The organism is Jiangella rhizosphaerae (assembly GCF_003579925.1).
GTDB lineage: Bacteria > Actinomycetota > Actinomycetes > Jiangellales > Jiangellaceae > Jiangella > Jiangella rhizosphaerae.
Genome location: NZ_QUAL01000091.1, coordinates 1 through 13,856 on the forward strand (window position 1 = coordinate 1; position 13,856 = coordinate 13,856).

13 protein-coding genes are annotated in these 13,856 nt (G+C 74.1%); 5 read left to right on the forward strand and 8 right to left on the reverse strand.

The window, feature by feature from the left end; all coding sequences use genetic code 11:
• A partial coding sequence (locus DY240_RS09885; protein WP_199701210.1) for a BadF/BadG/BcrA/BcrD ATPase family protein occupies positions 1–732 on the reverse strand: 732 nt, incomplete at its 3' end.
• 84 nt (positions 733–816) lie between these two features.
• Between DY240_RS09885 and DY240_RS09890 the strand changes: the two genes are divergently transcribed.
• Positions 817–1,581 carry a GntR family transcriptional regulator gene (locus DY240_RS09890; protein WP_158602800.1) on the forward strand — a complete coding sequence of 255 codons (765 nt, stop codon included), beginning with the start codon at positions 817–819 and terminating at the stop codon, positions 1,579–1,581.
• Between the two features lie 345 nt (positions 1,582–1,926).
• On the opposite strand, the gene gatB is transcribed toward DY240_RS09890, so the two are convergent.
• From gatB to DY240_RS09915, 5 genes are all read right to left on the reverse strand, one after another.
• Positions 1,927–3,426, reverse strand: coding sequence for an Asp-tRNA(Asn)/Glu-tRNA(Gln) amidotransferase subunit GatB (gene gatB / locus DY240_RS09895; protein WP_119659756.1), 1,500 nt, complete (start codon positions 3,424–3,426; stop codon positions 1,927–1,929).
• Positions 3,423–3,644: a hypothetical protein gene (locus DY240_RS09900; protein ID WP_119659757.1), complete on the reverse strand. Its 222-nt coding sequence runs from the start codon at positions 3,642–3,644 to the stop codon at positions 3,423–3,425. Before DY240_RS09900 ends, gatB begins: the two co-directional genes overlap by 4 nt.
• The gene (gene gatA / locus DY240_RS09905) at positions 3,641–5,170 is read right to left on the reverse strand and encodes an Asp-tRNA(Asn)/Glu-tRNA(Gln) amidotransferase subunit GatA (RefSeq protein WP_119659758.1); all 1,530 of its coding nucleotides are present in this window, start codon (positions 5,168–5,170) and stop codon (positions 3,641–3,643) included. Before gatA ends, DY240_RS09900 begins: the two co-directional genes overlap by 4 nt.
• The gene (gene gatC, locus DY240_RS09910; RefSeq protein WP_119659762.1) at positions 5,167–5,466 is read right to left on the reverse strand and encodes an Asp-tRNA(Asn)/Glu-tRNA(Gln) amidotransferase subunit GatC; all 300 of its coding nucleotides are present in this window, start codon (positions 5,464–5,466) and stop codon (positions 5,167–5,169) included. The genes gatA and gatC overlap by 4 nt, the downstream gene beginning before the upstream one ends.
• 158 nt (positions 5,467–5,624) lie before the next feature.
• Positions 5,625–6,602, reverse strand: coding sequence for a type IV toxin-antitoxin system AbiEi family antitoxin domain-containing protein (locus DY240_RS09915; RefSeq protein WP_158602801.1), 978 nt, complete (start codon positions 6,600–6,602; stop codon positions 5,625–5,627).
• Between the two features lie 204 nt (positions 6,603–6,806).
• Between DY240_RS09915 and DY240_RS31825 the strand changes: the two genes are divergently transcribed.
• The 4 genes from DY240_RS31825 (at position 6,807) to DY240_RS33260 (ending at position 10,177) form a co-directional block, all read left to right on the forward strand.
• Positions 6,807–7,772, forward strand: coding sequence for a hypothetical protein (locus DY240_RS31825; RefSeq protein ID WP_158602802.1), 966 nt, complete (start codon positions 6,807–6,809; stop codon positions 7,770–7,772).
• On the forward strand, positions 7,769–8,494 hold a 726-nt coding region (locus tag DY240_RS33255), incomplete at its 3' end, for a sensor domain-containing protein (protein WP_233552681.1). The genes DY240_RS31825 and DY240_RS33255, both read left to right, overlap by 4 nt.
• Before the next feature lie 223 nt (positions 8,495–8,717).
• A complete protein-coding gene (locus DY240_RS34035) occupies positions 8,718–8,969 on the forward strand; it encodes a sensor histidine kinase (protein WP_407659297.1) in 252 nt (83 codons plus the stop codon).
• Positions 8,966–10,177: a sensor histidine kinase gene (locus DY240_RS33260; RefSeq protein ID WP_119659763.1), complete on the forward strand. Its 1,212-nt coding sequence runs from the start codon at positions 8,966–8,968 to the stop codon at positions 10,175–10,177. Before DY240_RS34035 ends, DY240_RS33260 begins: the two co-directional genes overlap by 4 nt.
• Positions 10,178–10,807: 630 nt before the next feature.
• Here DY240_RS33260 and DY240_RS09935 read toward each other — a convergent pair.
• Together DY240_RS09935 and DY240_RS09940 are read right to left on the reverse strand one after the other, a co-directional pair.
• Positions 10,808–11,926: a lysylphosphatidylglycerol synthase transmembrane domain-containing protein gene (locus tag DY240_RS09935; protein WP_147375265.1), complete on the reverse strand. Its 1,119-nt coding sequence runs from the start codon at positions 11,924–11,926 to the stop codon at positions 10,808–10,810.
• 108 nt (positions 11,927–12,034) lie between these two features.
• A partial coding sequence (locus DY240_RS09940; RefSeq protein WP_199701215.1) for a LamG-like jellyroll fold domain-containing protein occupies positions 12,035–13,856 on the reverse strand: 1,822 nt, incomplete at its 5' end.

The following is a 13,856-nucleotide window of genomic DNA, read 5'->3' on the forward strand; positions in this document are numbered from 1 at the left end:
GTCGGGCTGCCGGGCGGCGGCCGCCGCCGCGAGAGCGACGAGGTCGGCCACCGCCGCGTCGCAGATCGCCAGCGCGACGGCGTCGTCGGCGGCCGCCGCGAGGACGACCGGCGCGAAGCCGGCGATCCGCGCGACCAGGTCCGGGTCGCGGTAGAACCGCTGCAGCCCGCCCAGGTCGCCGCCGCCGACGGCGTCCCGGAACGGCTCGGTCAGCGCGGTGGCCGGGCCGACGCCGTCGAGCGCCGCCGTCGCCGCGCGCAGGCCGGCGAGGCCGATCGCGTAACCGCTGCCGCGGTCGCCCAGCGCCGGACCCCAGCCCTCGACCGTGGTGTACTCCCCGCCGGCCCCCATGGCCAGGACGTTCGTGCCGGTGCCGACGCACAGCACCGTGCCCGGGCCGTTCAGCGCCCCGGCGTGGGCGAGGTGGACGTCCTCGGCGACCAGCGCCGGCCCGCCCAGGACCTCGCCGAGCCGCCGGGCCAGCGCCCGCCGCGGTCCGGGGTCGCCGGGCACCCCCGTCAGCCCGGCGATCACCCCGGCCACGCGGTCCGGCAGCTCGACCCCGGCGGCCGCCGTCCGGACGGCGTCGGCGATGCGCTCGACGCCGTCCTCGCCCGGCCGGTAGCTCATGCCCGGCCCCGCCCCCGTCTGCCGCCGGTCACCGGTCGCGACCAGCAGCCGCAGCGCCGACTTTCCCCCGTCGATGCTGATGAAGGTGTCCGGCGTCGCCACGACCCCCGACCGTAATACCGGTCTATACCGGTGTCAACGTGGCCTTAGGATGGTGTGCACCTGGTCGAGCGAGGGAGTCCCACCGTGCCGAGGCCGCGACACGAGCCGCACGACGTCGCGCCTGACGTGTTCACGACCGGAGACCGCGCGAAGGGCGCGCACATCAAGGACGTGCTGGCCTCGCTGGTGCAGCGGTCCCGCGACGGCGCGCTGCTGCCGTCCGAGCGGGTGCTGGCCGAGCGGTTCGGCGTCGCCCGCATGACCGTCCGCGGCGCCATCGACGACCTCGAGGCGCGTGGCCTGGTCCGCCGCGTCTCCGGGCGTGGGACGTTCGTGCAGCACCCGGCCCTGACCCACTCGGAGATCTTCCGGTCGTTCAGCGAGGACATGCGCCACCGCGGCCTGAGCCCCGGTGCGCGCGGCTACCGCGCCCGTACCCGCCCGGCCACGCGCGACGTCGCCGGCCGCCTCGGCGTCGAGCCGGGCGCGCCGGTGCACTCGATCGAGCGCATCCGCACCGCCGACGGCATCCCGATGGCGCTGGAGCGGACCAACCTCTCCGCCGACCGGTTCGCGAACCTGCTCACCGTGATGAACCGCGACGAGTCGCTGTACGCCGTGCTGGCCAGGGAGTTCGGCGTCCGGCTGGAGTCGGCCGAGCAGACGGTGTCCATCGCGCGCCTGCGCCCGGCAGAGGCCAAGCGGCTGGAGGTCGCCGAGGACGATGCCGCGTTCCTCATCGAGCGCGTCTCCGTCGACACCATGGGCAACGTCGTCGAATTCGGCCGGTCCCTCTACCGCGGCGACCGCTACGCCATCCAGATGCACGTCAGCCGGCCCACCACCTGACGCGTCGCCGGCTCCGCCGCGGGCAGAGCGGGCTGCGTTGTCGGGCTGCGGCGCGCGATGATCATCGGCGATCGCCTACATCACGAGGATTCCGCGAGCCTCAACACGGCTGTAGGGGTGTTGACGCTGGGGTAATCCTCGTGATGGCCCCTGAATCACGGCGAAATCTCACCAGGTGGACGCTCCACGACACCAACGCCACACAGTAACGGGGCCAACGCCCGAGGCAGCCGTCGCCGCTCTTCCCCCGACGCAACAGGGGGACGCCCGACGCCACCGTCCCGGCATCAGGCGTGCTCATTGCAAGGCGCGCGGCCGGCCGCACGAGTCGCAGGAGCGACGGCGTCAGCCCTGCAGGCGCTCCAGGATGAGCTCGCGGGCCCGCTTGGCGTCGGCCTGGCCCTTGGTCGCTTTCATGATCGCGCCGATCAGCGCACCGACCGCGCCGAGGTTGCCGCCGCGGATCTTCTCCGCGACGTCGGGCTGGGCGGCGATGGCGTCGTCGACGGCGGCACCCAGCGCCGCATCGTCCGACACCAGCACCAGTCCGCGCGCCGCCACGACCTCGTCGGGCGTGCCCTCGCCGGCCAGCACGCCCTCGACCACCTGGCGGGCCAGCTTGTCGTTCAGCGCGCCCTCGGCGACGAGCGCCTCGACCCGCGCGACCTGGGCGGGGGTGATGCCGGCGTCGTCGAGCGCGACGCCGCGTTCGTTGGCGACCCGGGCGACCTCGCCGAGCCACCACTTCTTGGCGCCGCCCGCGGTCGCACCCTCCGCGACGGTGTCGAACACCAGCGACAGCGCGCCGGCGTTGACGACGTCGCGCATCTCGAGGTCGGTGAAGCCCCACGCCTCCTGCAGCCGCGCACGTCGCACCGACGGCGGCTCCGGCAGCGTGGCCCGCAGCTCCTCGACCCACTCGCGGGACGGGGCGATGGGCACGAGGTCGGGCTCGGGGAAGTACCGGTAGTCCTCGGCCTCCTCCTTGACGCGGCCGGCGGTGGTCTCGCCGGTGTCCTCGTGCCAGTGCCGGGTCTCCTGCACGATCGTCCCGCCGGACGACAGCACCGAGGCCTGGCGGCGGATCTCGTACGTGACGGCCCGCTCGACCGACCGCAGCGAGTTGACGTTCTTCGTCTCGGTGCGGGTGCCGTACGGGTCGCCGGGCAGCCGCAGCGACACGTTGGCGTCGCAGCGCATCTGGCCGAGCTCCATGCGCGCCTCGGAGACGCCGAGGGCACGGATGAGCTCGCGCAGCTCGGTGACGTACGCCCGCGCGACCGCCGGCGCCACCTCGGCCGGCACCTCGATCGGCTTGGTGACGATCTCGATCAGCGGGATGCCGGAGCGGTTGTAGTCGAGCAGCGAGTGGCTGGCGCCGTGGATGCGGCCGGTGGCGCCGCCGACGTGCAGCGACTTGCCGGTGTCCTCCTCCATGTGCGCCCGCTCGATGCCGATGCGGTACGTCTGGCCGTCGACCGTGACGTCGAGCCAGCCGTCGAAGGCGATGGGCTCGTCGTACTGCGACGTCTGGAAGTTCTTCGGCATGTCCGGATAGAAGTAGTTCTTCCGGGCGAACCGGCACCACTCGGCGATGCTGCAGTTCAGCGCCAGGCCGATGCGGATGGCCGACTCGACGGCGATCTTGTTGACCACCGGCAGCGACCCCGGCAGGCCCAGGCACGTCGGGCAGGTCTGCGAGTTCGGCTCGGCGCCGAACGCCGTCGAGCAGCCGCAGAACATCTTCGTGGCGGTGCCGAGCTCGACGTGCACCTCCATGCCCATGACGGGCTCGTACGTCGCGATGGCCTCGTCGAACGAGGGCAGCGCCGTGGTGACCGTCATTCGCCGTCCTTCAGCTCGACCAGCGGCTTGTTCTCGTCCTGCGACTCGCGGAGCTCACGCACGACGATCGCGATGGTGATGGCGACGGACAGGATGCTGAGGACGGCGTCGATCATCCGCAGCCCGTCCTTGTCGCGGCGGGCCTTGTTGAGGCTGCGCACCGCGGTGCCCGCGCTCAGGGCCGATCCGCCGAACTTGGCCAGGTACTTGACGTTCACTGTCCGATCCCCTCCAGAGCCGGTGCCTGTTCCAGCAACGTTCCCCCCCACTGCGCGGCGTATGCGCTCTCGACCGCGGCCCCGACGAGGTAGAGGCGGTCGTCGGCCATGACCGGCGCCATGACGTGCAGGCCGACCGGCAGGCCGTCCTCGTCGGCCAGCCCGGCGGGGAACGACGCCGACGCGTTGCCGGCGAGGTTGCTCGGGATGGTGCACAGGTCGTTCATGTACATGGCCAGCGGGTCGTCGACCTTCTCGCCGATGGGGAACGCCGTCGTCGGCGTCGTCGGCGAGACCAGCACGTCGACCTGCGCGAACGCGGCCTCGAAGTCGCGCGCGATGAGCGTGCGGACCTTCTGCGCCTGGCCGTAGTAGGCGTCGTAGTAGCCCGACGAGAGCGCGTACGTGCCGAGCATGATGCGCCGCTTCGCCTCGGCGCCGAAGCCCCGGCCGCGGGTGAGGCTCATGACCTCCTCGGCGCTGCGGGTGCCGTCGTCACCCACGCGCAGGCCGTAGCGCATGGCGTCGAACCGGGCCAGGTTGGACGACACCTCGCTGGGCAGGATGAGGTAGTACGCCGCGAGGCCGTACGTGAAGTGCGGGCAGGACACCTCGACGACCTCGGCGCCCAGCTTCGACAGCAGCGCGACGGTGTCGTTGAACCGCGCCTCGACGCCGGCCTGGTAGCCCTCGCCGCCGAGCTCCTTGACCACGCCGACGCGCAGGCCGGTGAGGTCGCCCTCGGCACCGCGCCGGGCCGCCGCGACGACGTCGGGCACGGGCTGGGCGATGCTGGTGGAGTCGAGCGGGTCGTGACCGGCGATGACGGTGTGCAGCAACGCGGCGTCGAGCACCGTCCGGGCGCACGGGCCGGCCTGGTCGAGGCTCGACGCGCAGGCGATGAGGCCGTAGCGGCTGACGCCGCCGTAGGTGGGCTTGACGCCGACGGTGCCGGTGACGGCGGCCGGCTGGCGGATCGAGCCGCCGGTGTCGGTGCCGATGGCCAGCGGCGCCTCGTACGCGGCCAGCGCGGCCGCGGACCCGCCGCCGGAGCCGCCCGGGATGCGGGTGAGATCCCACGGGTTGCGGGTCGGGCCGAACGCGGAGTTCTCCGTCGACGAGCCCATGGCGAACTCGTCGAGGTTGGTCTTGCCGAGGATGACGATGCCGGCCTCGCGCATGCGCTGGGCGATGGTGGCGTCGTACGGCGGCCGCCAGCCCTCGAGAATCTTCGAGCCGGCGGTGGTCGGCATGTCGGCGGTGGTGATGACGTCCTTCAGCGCCAGCGGGACGCCGGCCAGCGGGCCCAGCTCTTCGCCGGCCGCCCGCTTCTGGTCGACGACGGCGGCCGCGGCCAGCGCGCCGTCGGCGTCGACGTGCAGGAACGCGTGCACGCCGGCCTCGGCGGTGCCGTCGACCTCGGCGATGCGGTCGAGGTGCGCCCGGGTGACCTCGACGGCGCTGACCTCGCCCTGCTTGATGGCGGCGGCCAGTTCGGCCGCCGTCCTGCGGGTCAGGCCGCTCACTGCTCGTCCCCCAGGATCTGCGGCACGCGGAACCGGCCGTCCTCGGCGGCGGGCGCGGCGGCCAGGACGGACTCGGCGGGCAGGCAGGCGCGCTGCTCGTCCTCGCGGAACACGTTGGTCAGCGGCAGCGCGTGCGACGTCGGCGGAATGTCGTCGGCCGCGACCTCGGTGACCTGCGCGACCGCACCGAGGATCTGGTCGAGCTGGCCGGCCAGATGGTCCAGCTCGTCGGGGGCGAGGTCGAGGCGAGCGAGGTGCGCCAGGTGCGCGACCTCCTCGCGACTGATCGAGGGCATGGCGAACTCCATGGTCGGGGAACGCACCCGATCCTATGGCGAGGACGCACGCTCGCGCTTGCCAGGTTCGATGTTGGACGCTTGGCACGCCGGCGCGCTCCACGAACCAGGACGAATCGGGCGCGGGAGGTCATCGTCGGCGAGCCAAGGCGTGCGCTTCAGCGTGCCAAGGCCTCGTGGTCCAGCGGCGCGACACCGTACATCTCCGCCGCGATCCTCGAGTGCCGCAGGATGCGTTCCCGCACCGCCTCGGGCCGGCCGATCGCCTCCGCCCCGGTCCAGCGGACGACGACGAAGCCGGCCTCCTCGATCCGCAGCTGCCGGCGCTTCTCGTCGACCAGCACTAACTCACGGTCGGGCCGGCGCGGGTCGGTGTACTTCACGCCGCCATCGACCTCCCGCACCAGCCGGTGCTCCCGCCAGACGAAGTCGGTCCGCACACCGCCGGCGCCGTGACCGACCACCCAGACGTTGCATCGGGGCAGCGGCAGGCCGGCGTCGACGACGGCGGCGTACGAGATGGACTCCGCGGGCGACTCCCGCGCACCGTCGGCGTGCGTGGCCACCAGCAGGGACTGCCGGCCGCCCGGCCAGCGAGCCAGCCGGTCGGCGACGCGCCGCAGCTCGTCGGCCGACGCGATCCCCAGCCGCAGCGCGGCGTCGGCGAGCACCAGACCGACGCCGAACCCGTGCTCGCGTGCCACGTCCAGCGCCGTGCGGGCGGGAGCGGTCACCGGCACCCCGTGGAGCAGCAGGACGTCCGCCTGGTCGATCCCGGCGGTGCGCAGGCGCAGGCCGTGGTACGCCCGCCGGCCGTGACCGCGCTGCGGCAGCGAGAACCGCAGCTGCCGCGGCTCGCCATGGGGCACGGGCAGCCCGGCGATCACCGCCGCCGAGTAGCCGGTCGCCCAGCCGCGCCGGCCCAATGCGAGCCAGGCGGCGCGCGCCTCGAGGATGTGCCGAGCAGCCGGTTGCCGGGCGCTCGCCCGCCACAGGCCGCCGTCGCAGTAGACGCCGCGGCGCAGCCGGACCAGCCGGCCGGTCGCGACGGCATGCCGCAGCGCGCCCGCGCTCATGCCACGGGCCCGCAGCTCCGCGGTGGTGCACACCCCGGCCTCGACGTTCCGCACGGTCACGTCGGCCCAGCCTGCCCGAGTTCGGGAATCCGTGCCGATCGCTGTCCACAGGCCCGACCTTGGCACGCTGGATGGTTCCACGAACCGGGACGAATCGGGCGTGCGAGGTCACCGCCGGCGTGCCAAGGGGGTGGGGCTGTCCCCACCCCCGGGACTGGAGCAGGCCGCGCTGCGCCGGAGCCCGCCGGCGGCCAGGGTGGAACCGTGCCCTCCACCGCCCCGCCGGCCCGGTTCGCCGCCGTGCTCGGCCTGGCCGCGGTGGCGCTCGTCGTCGCCCTGCACTGGGTGCTGCCGGTGACCGACCCGCAGACCGGCCGGGTGACGACGGCAGCTGCGGCGGCCGTCGTGCTCGCGGCACCGTTGGCGCTGCTCGCGGCCGGGATCGCGGGGCTCGGCGGGCTGCCGGTCGTCGCCCGGGCGGCGCTGCCGTTCGCCGTCGTCGCGGTGCCGCTGATCGACGGCGCGGCGCGGCTGCTGTGGCTGCCGGCGGCGCTGGTGATCCTGACGGCGGCCCGGCGGACGCTGTTCCGGCTGCACGCGCGCTGGCGCGGCGCCGAGCTGGCGGCGGCGGCCGCGGCCGCGATGCTGGCCGACCTCGCGGGATCGGCGGTGGCGGTGGTCGCGGCGGTGTGGCTGGCCGACTACCAGACCGGCGTCATGATCCGCGCCGGCACGCTGGGCCGGCTGCGTCCCCGTCACGCGCTGATGGTGGCCGCGGCGGGCGCGACAGTGGGCGCGTGCGGCCTGGTGCTGTCGGCGTTGCCCGACGCCGAGGCCGGCCCGGTCCCGTCCGCGACGGTGCTGCTCGGGTCGACCGCCGCGCAGCTGGGGCTGGCGCTGGCCGCCCGCCCGCTGGCCGACCGGTGGACGGCGGGCGCTCCGGTGGCCGGCGGGCTGGCCTGGCTGGCGCCGCGGCTCGTCACCGTCTACCTGTGGCAGCTGCCCGCGGTGGCGCTGGTGGCCGCCGTCGCCGTCCGGGTCGCCGGGTACGTGCCGCCCACGGCGTTCGACGAACGGTGGCGCTCGGATCTGCCCTGGTGGCTGCTCTGCTCGGCCGCCGCGCTGGCGGTTGCGGTGCACCTCATCGGCCGGGTGGGGACAGCCCCACCTCGGACTCACCGGGTGACCGGCTCGTCTACCCTGCAAGCACACGGAAGGCTAGAGGCATGAACACGCAGATCACCGACCGGCCGCGAGCCGGCTGGCGGCAGGTCCCCCGCGACCTCGGCTACCTGCTGCCGGGGCTGCCCATCGCCATCGCCTCCTTCACGATCATGGTGACGGGGTTCGCCCTCGGCGCCGGTCTGTTCGTGCTGGCCTTCCTCGGCCTGATCGTGTGGATCGCCATGCTCGGCGCCGCCCGGGGCTTCGCCGTCGCCGAGCGGGCCCGGGTCGCCGTGATGGAGGACCGCCCGGTCGGCCCGGCCTACCACCGTCCCGCCTCCGGCAAGGGCCTGGGCCGGCTGTTCAGCTTCCTGCGCGACCCGCTGGCGTGGCGCGAGTGGGGCTTCGGCATCCTCATCCTGCCGATCCGCTGCTTCACCTGGAGCATGACCATCGCGTGGACCGCCGCCGCACTGGGCGGCAGCACGTACGCGCTGTGGGAGTGGTCACTGCCCGACCGCGGTCCTGACAACGACACCCTCGCCGAGCTGATCGGCCTCGGCGACGGCCGCGGCGCCGACGTCGCGCTGAACACCGCCATCGGGCTGGTCTTCCTGGCGACCCTCCCCTACCTGCTGCGTGCGTTCGCGCTGACCGAGTCGTCGCTGGTCTGGGCCATGCTGACGAACGAGAACGCGGCGCTGCGGGCCCGCGCCGACGAGCTGAGCCGCAGCCGCGAGGCGGTCGTGCAGGCCGAGGCCGACACGCTGCGCCGGGTCGAGCGCGACNCTCGAGGGCGCCGTCACGCAGACCAAGGAGGCGCTGGCCGAGCTGCGTGCCGTCTCCCGCGGCATCGCCCCGCCCATCCTCACCGACCGCGGCCTGCCCGCGGCCCTGGCCGCCGCGACGGCCCGCTGCCCCGTCCCCACCACGCTCGACATCGGCCCCGACCTCGCCGAGCGGCTGCCGTCGGCCATCGAGAACGCGGCCTACTTCGTCGTCACCGAGTCGCTGACCAACGTCGCCAAGCACTCGCAGGCGTCGCAGTGCGCGGTGTCCGTGGTCCGGGTCGGCGACGTCCTGCACGTCCAGGTCGCCGACGACGGCCGCGGCGGGGCGCACCTGGGCAAGGGCCACGGCCTCGCCGGGCTGGCCGACCGGCTGGCCGGCGTCGACGGCCGGCTCGACGTCGTCAGCCCGCCCGCCGGCGGCACCACCGTCACCGCCGAGCTGCCCATCCCGGCCGCGAGCACCGCCCGATGAGCGACGACGCCACCCGGCCCCGGGTGACCTGGCGGCAGATCGGCCGTGACCTCGGCTATCTGCTGCCGGGTCTGCCCATCGCCGTCGCCTCGTTCACCGTGATGGTCGTCGGCTTCGTCCTCGGCCTCGGCCTGGTGGTGCTGGCCTTCGTCGGTCTGTTCATCCTGATGGCGACGCTGCTGACGGCGCGCGGGTTCGCCCGGGTCGAGCGGGCGCGGGTCGGGGCGATGGAGCGGCGCGAGGTCGGGCCGGTGTACTACGCGCCGGCCCGCGAGCGCGGCCTGTCCCGCGTGCTGGAGGTCCTGCGCGACCGGCAGTCGTGGCGCGACTGGCTGTTCAGCGTGCTGATCCTGCCGGTGCGGATCTTCACCTGGACGGTCACGGTCATCTGGCTGGCGCTGACCATCGGCCTGTCCCCACTGATCCTGCTGGCCTGGGCCATCGCCGGTGGCGGCGGGTTCCGCGGGCTGCCGCTGGCGCTGGCGCACATCCTGCGCGGCGTCGCGGTGCTGGAGTCGTCGCTGGCGTGGGGGCTGCTCACGAACGAGACGGCGGCGCTGCGAGCGCGGACCGAGGAGCTGAGCCGCAGCCGTCAGTCCGTCGTGGCCGCCGAGGCCGAGATGCTGCGCCGGGTCGAGCGCGACATCCACGACGGCCCGCAGCAGCGCCTCGTCCGCCTCACCATGGACCTCGAGTCGGCCCAGCGCCGCTTCGACGACGACCCGCAGGCCGCGCGGCCGCTGGTCGAGGAGGCGGTGCTGCAGACCAAGGAGGCGCTGGCCGAGTTGCGCGCGGTCTCGCGCGGCATCGCCCCGCCCATCCTCACCGACCGCGGCCTGCCCGCGGCCCTGGCCGCAGCGACGGCCCGCTGCCCGGTGCCGACGACGCTCGACGTCGACCTCGCCGACGGCGAGCGGCTGCCGGCGTCGATCGAGAACGCGGCGTACTTCGTGGTGACGGAGTCGCTGACGAACGTGGCCAAGCACGCCGGGGCGTCGACGTGCGCGGTGTCGGTGCTGCGGGTCGGCGACGCGCTGCACGTCCAGGTGAGCGACGACGGCCGGGGCGGGGCCCATCTGGGCAAGGGCCACGGCCTCGCCGGGCTGGCCGACCGGCTGGCCGGCGTCGACGGCACGCTCGACGTCGCCAGCCCGCCCGGCGCCGGCACGACCGTCTCCGCCGAGCTTCCCCTGCCGGTGCGCGACTGACTGTGCGCCGGCGATGCGGCTCGTGGTGCCGCGTTGGCCGTCCTTGCCGCGTTGGCCCCGACCCCCTGCTGCCCGATTGTCCTGGCCGCGGGCAGCTATCAGGGGGACGGGGGAAGAGCGGCGACCGGGCCCGGGCGTCGGCCCCGTTACGGTGTGAGTTTGCTGTCGTTGGGCGTCCACGTGGTGAGATTTCACCGTGATTCGCGGGCCATCACGAGGATTACCCCAGCCTCAACACCCTTACAGCCATGTTGAAGCTCACGTAATCCTCGTGATGTACACGATCGCCGATGATCATCGCTGTCCACAGCCCGACAAAGTCGGACGAAACGGGCACGCCAACGCCGAGGCGTGCCCACATCCTCCCCGTCCCCCTGATAGCTGCCCGTTCTTCGCCGCGGACGGGCGGGTCAAGCGGTCATCGCCGCGCGAAGCGCCTCATAGTCCGCTTGACGCGCCCGTTCGCGGCAAGAGAATCGGGCAGCAGGGGGACGGGGAGCCCACCCCGGCGAACCTCCACGCCGTCAGAGGCGGCCGGTGGCCTTGAGCTCCAGGTAGGCGTCGGCAACCGCGGGCGGGAGGCCGGCGGGCGCTCGCTCTGTTCGCGGGCATGTCCGGAGCCGGCGTGGCTCAGGACGAGGCGGCGTCGGGAGCCGCGTCGGGCTCGATGGCCAGGACGACCGCCGGCAGCAGGGCGTGGGGCGTCCGCGGGGCGCGCCGCCGGGCGCGGGCGGCGTTCACCAGCCGGACGACCACCCAGGACGCCGCCATGACGGCCGCCGCGAGGACCGGCGCGACGAGGATGACGGCGCGGAACAGGAACACGACCGGCAGCGCCTCGCCGAGGCCGGCGCCGGCCAGCATGAGGGCGCCGATCAGCGCGGTCTCGGCCGAGCCGATGCCGGCCGGGGTCGGGGTGGCGGCGGACAGCGCGGTGCCGGCGAGGTAGGCGGCCATGCCGACGCCGATGCTGATCTCGACGCCGAAGCCGACGGCGGTCAGCGCGAACCCCGTGGCCAGGCAGGTCGCGGCGGCCAGCTGGGCGGCCAGCGCGGCCAGCGCCAGCACCGGCCGGGCCCGCACCGCGGCGACGACGTCGCGCACCGTCGCGCGCAGCCGCTGGAGCTTGGTCTGCCGCGCCGGGAGGACCGTCACCGGCGCCGGCACGGGCTCGGTCACCGGCCGGGCGCTGCGCCGGGCGGCCAGCCGCCGGACCAGCAGCCGCACCGCCACGACCAGCACCGCCGCCACCACGGCGACGGTGAGCAGCCCGCTCCATCCCTCGCGCAGCCAGACGAAACCGATCAGCAGTCCGCAGGCGTGTGCCAGCCCGCCGGCCACCGCCCAGAGCGCGACGACGCCCGCGGCCACCGTGTGCGAGGCGCCGCCCCGGCACAGCGCCGCGACGAACACGCCGGCCGCGCCGACGCCCGCCGGGACGACCCGGTTGGCCACCGTGCCGCCGACGTGCGCGGTGGCGGCGCCGGACCAGGTGAGGTGGCCGGCGGCGATGGCCCGCTTGCCGGCGACGGACGCCGTCGTCGCCAGCACCCAGAACAGCGCGACGAGCAGCGGGACGTGCGGGTTGCTGCGCATGGCCGAGATCAGGTTGGGCAGCACCGACGGCACGATGACGACGCCCACGACCACCAGGATCGCGAGCACGGCCAGCAGACCGACGACCCGGCGAGTGCTGCCGAACATCGCACGCCGCCGGGCCCGTGTGGTGGTCCTGTCCTCGATCGCCACACCCCTATGGTGACGGACAGAAACGTCCACAGTCTGTAGCGAAGGCGTACAACTGGCGTCGATCTGCCTTCCCACCTGCGCACTTGACACGGAAAATTCTTCCGGCCCTCACTCGAACGGTGTCATGAACTCCGACGGGTCCAGCGCTCGCCGGCTGATGCGGACGTCGCCGAGGAAGCCGTAGAAGCCCTGCCCGAAGCCGAGGTCCCAGCCGTTGGCGCCGAGCGTGAACGGTCGGCCGAGCGTCGCGATGCCGTGCGCCGGCTGCTTCGGGTTGCGGGAGATCGGCGAGCCCTCGACCCACACGACCGTCTGGGACCCGTCGTTGACGACGGCGACGTGGAACCAGCGCCCCACCGGCAGCGCGTGGCTCCAGTGCGTCGGCGAGGCGTCCTCGACGTGGGGGTAGAGCACGAACTGCAGGAACCGCTCGGGCGACACGTTGAGGCTGCAGGTGGACTCCAGCGGCGAGTAGCCGTTGGTCTTGCCGGCGTCGCCGGCGCGGCCCTGCCAGCTGAGGATGCCCATCCAGGCGTGGTTGCCCTCGAACGGCTCGGGCAGCTTGACGAAGAGCTCGATCGTGAAGCCGCCGAGGAACTTCTCGGAGTTGATCGGCGCGTCGGCCACGGCTTCGAGGATCGCGCCGCGGTCGGGCGACTGGCCGCCGTCGAAGCGCAGGCTGGCGTGGGCCGGCGCGCCGTCGTGGTGGTCCAGCGACCGCGTGAGCAGGCCCGGTGCCGACGAGTGCAGGCGCCGCACGACGAGGTCGTTGCCCTTGCGGGTGAGGTCCTGGGCGACCGCGCCGTCGGCGACCGTCACGCCGTCGGCCACCCGGCCGCGCAGGCCGAGCGTGTCGAAGCGCCAGTAGGCGACGGTGTCGCGTCCGATCACGCGGGTCGGCGGGCGGGACGGCGGCCGGGTGTCCGGCGCGAAGCCGGCGAACCGGGCGGAGAAGTCGACCGGCAGGCTGAACCGGTCGACGTCGTCGGTGAGCTCGATGACCTCCGACCCCAGCGGCGGCCGCTCCCCCGCCTCGCGCATGAGGAACCACGGCGCGAAGGTCTCGACGTCGATGGTGTTGCGCACCAGGTCGAACTGGTAGAGGCGGATCATGCCGGCGCCGCCGTAGTAGCGGTCCTGGTAGTTGGTGATGTGGACGTGCACGTCGTGACCGGCGTCGTTGGTGAGGACGGTGCGGCCGGGCGGCCAGTAGTGCCCGCCGAGGGCGAGGAAGATCTGGTCCTTGCCGCGGATCAGCCCGTCCCACAGCCGCTGCCCGTTGCCGGACAGGTAGGCGGCGCCGTCGTCGCCGGCGTAGGCGAGGTCGTGGGTGGTGACGATCGCGGGCAGCTGCGGGTGCGCGTCGACGACGCCGCGGGCCCAGGCCAGGCCGGCGTCGGAGACGCGCCAGTCCAGCGCCAGCACCAGCCACTCGCGGCCCGCGGCAGGGATGACGTGGAAGCTGTTGTAGCCGTCGGGCGACGAGCCGCCGAACGTCTCGCTGCGGGCGAACCGCGACGGGCCGAAGGCGCGCAGGTAGGGCGTGTCGCCGCGCTGGTCGTTGCCTCCGGGGATGTCGTGGTTGCCGGCCAGCACGCTGAACGGCACGACGCCGTCGAGCGCCTCGAACGTCCGGCCGGCGAGGTCGATCTCGTCCTGCGTGCCGTGCTCGGTGATGTCGCCGAGGTGCGTCATGAACGCGACGTTGGCGAGGCCGCGCTGCTCGGTGAGGTAGCGGAACGTCGTGGCCAGCGGCTCGGGGTCGGAACGGTCCTCGTCGAAGAGGTACTGCGTGTCCGGCAGGACGGCGAGCGAGAACCGCGGGCTGCCGGGGTCGAACCCCGTCGGCGCGGGCGGGACGACGGGCGCGGCGGCGGCGCTGCCGGCGCTCGCGCCACCGACCAGGCCGGGGACGGCGAACGCGGCGGGC

What these genes read in the sequence shown, in the direction of transcription:
- DY240_RS33260 (WP_119659763.1), top strand. Translation starts at nt 8,966, where the DNA reads ATGAGCGACGACGCCACCCGGCCCCGGGTGACCTGGCGGCAGATCGGC.
- gatC (WP_119659762.1), bottom strand. Translation starts at nt 5,466, where the DNA reads ATGCCCTCGATCAGTCGCGAGGAGGTCGCGCACCTGGCGCACCTCGCT.
- gatB (WP_119659756.1), bottom strand. Translation starts at nt 3,426, where the DNA reads ATGACGGTCACCACGGCGCTGCCCTCGTTCGACGAGGCCATCGCGACG.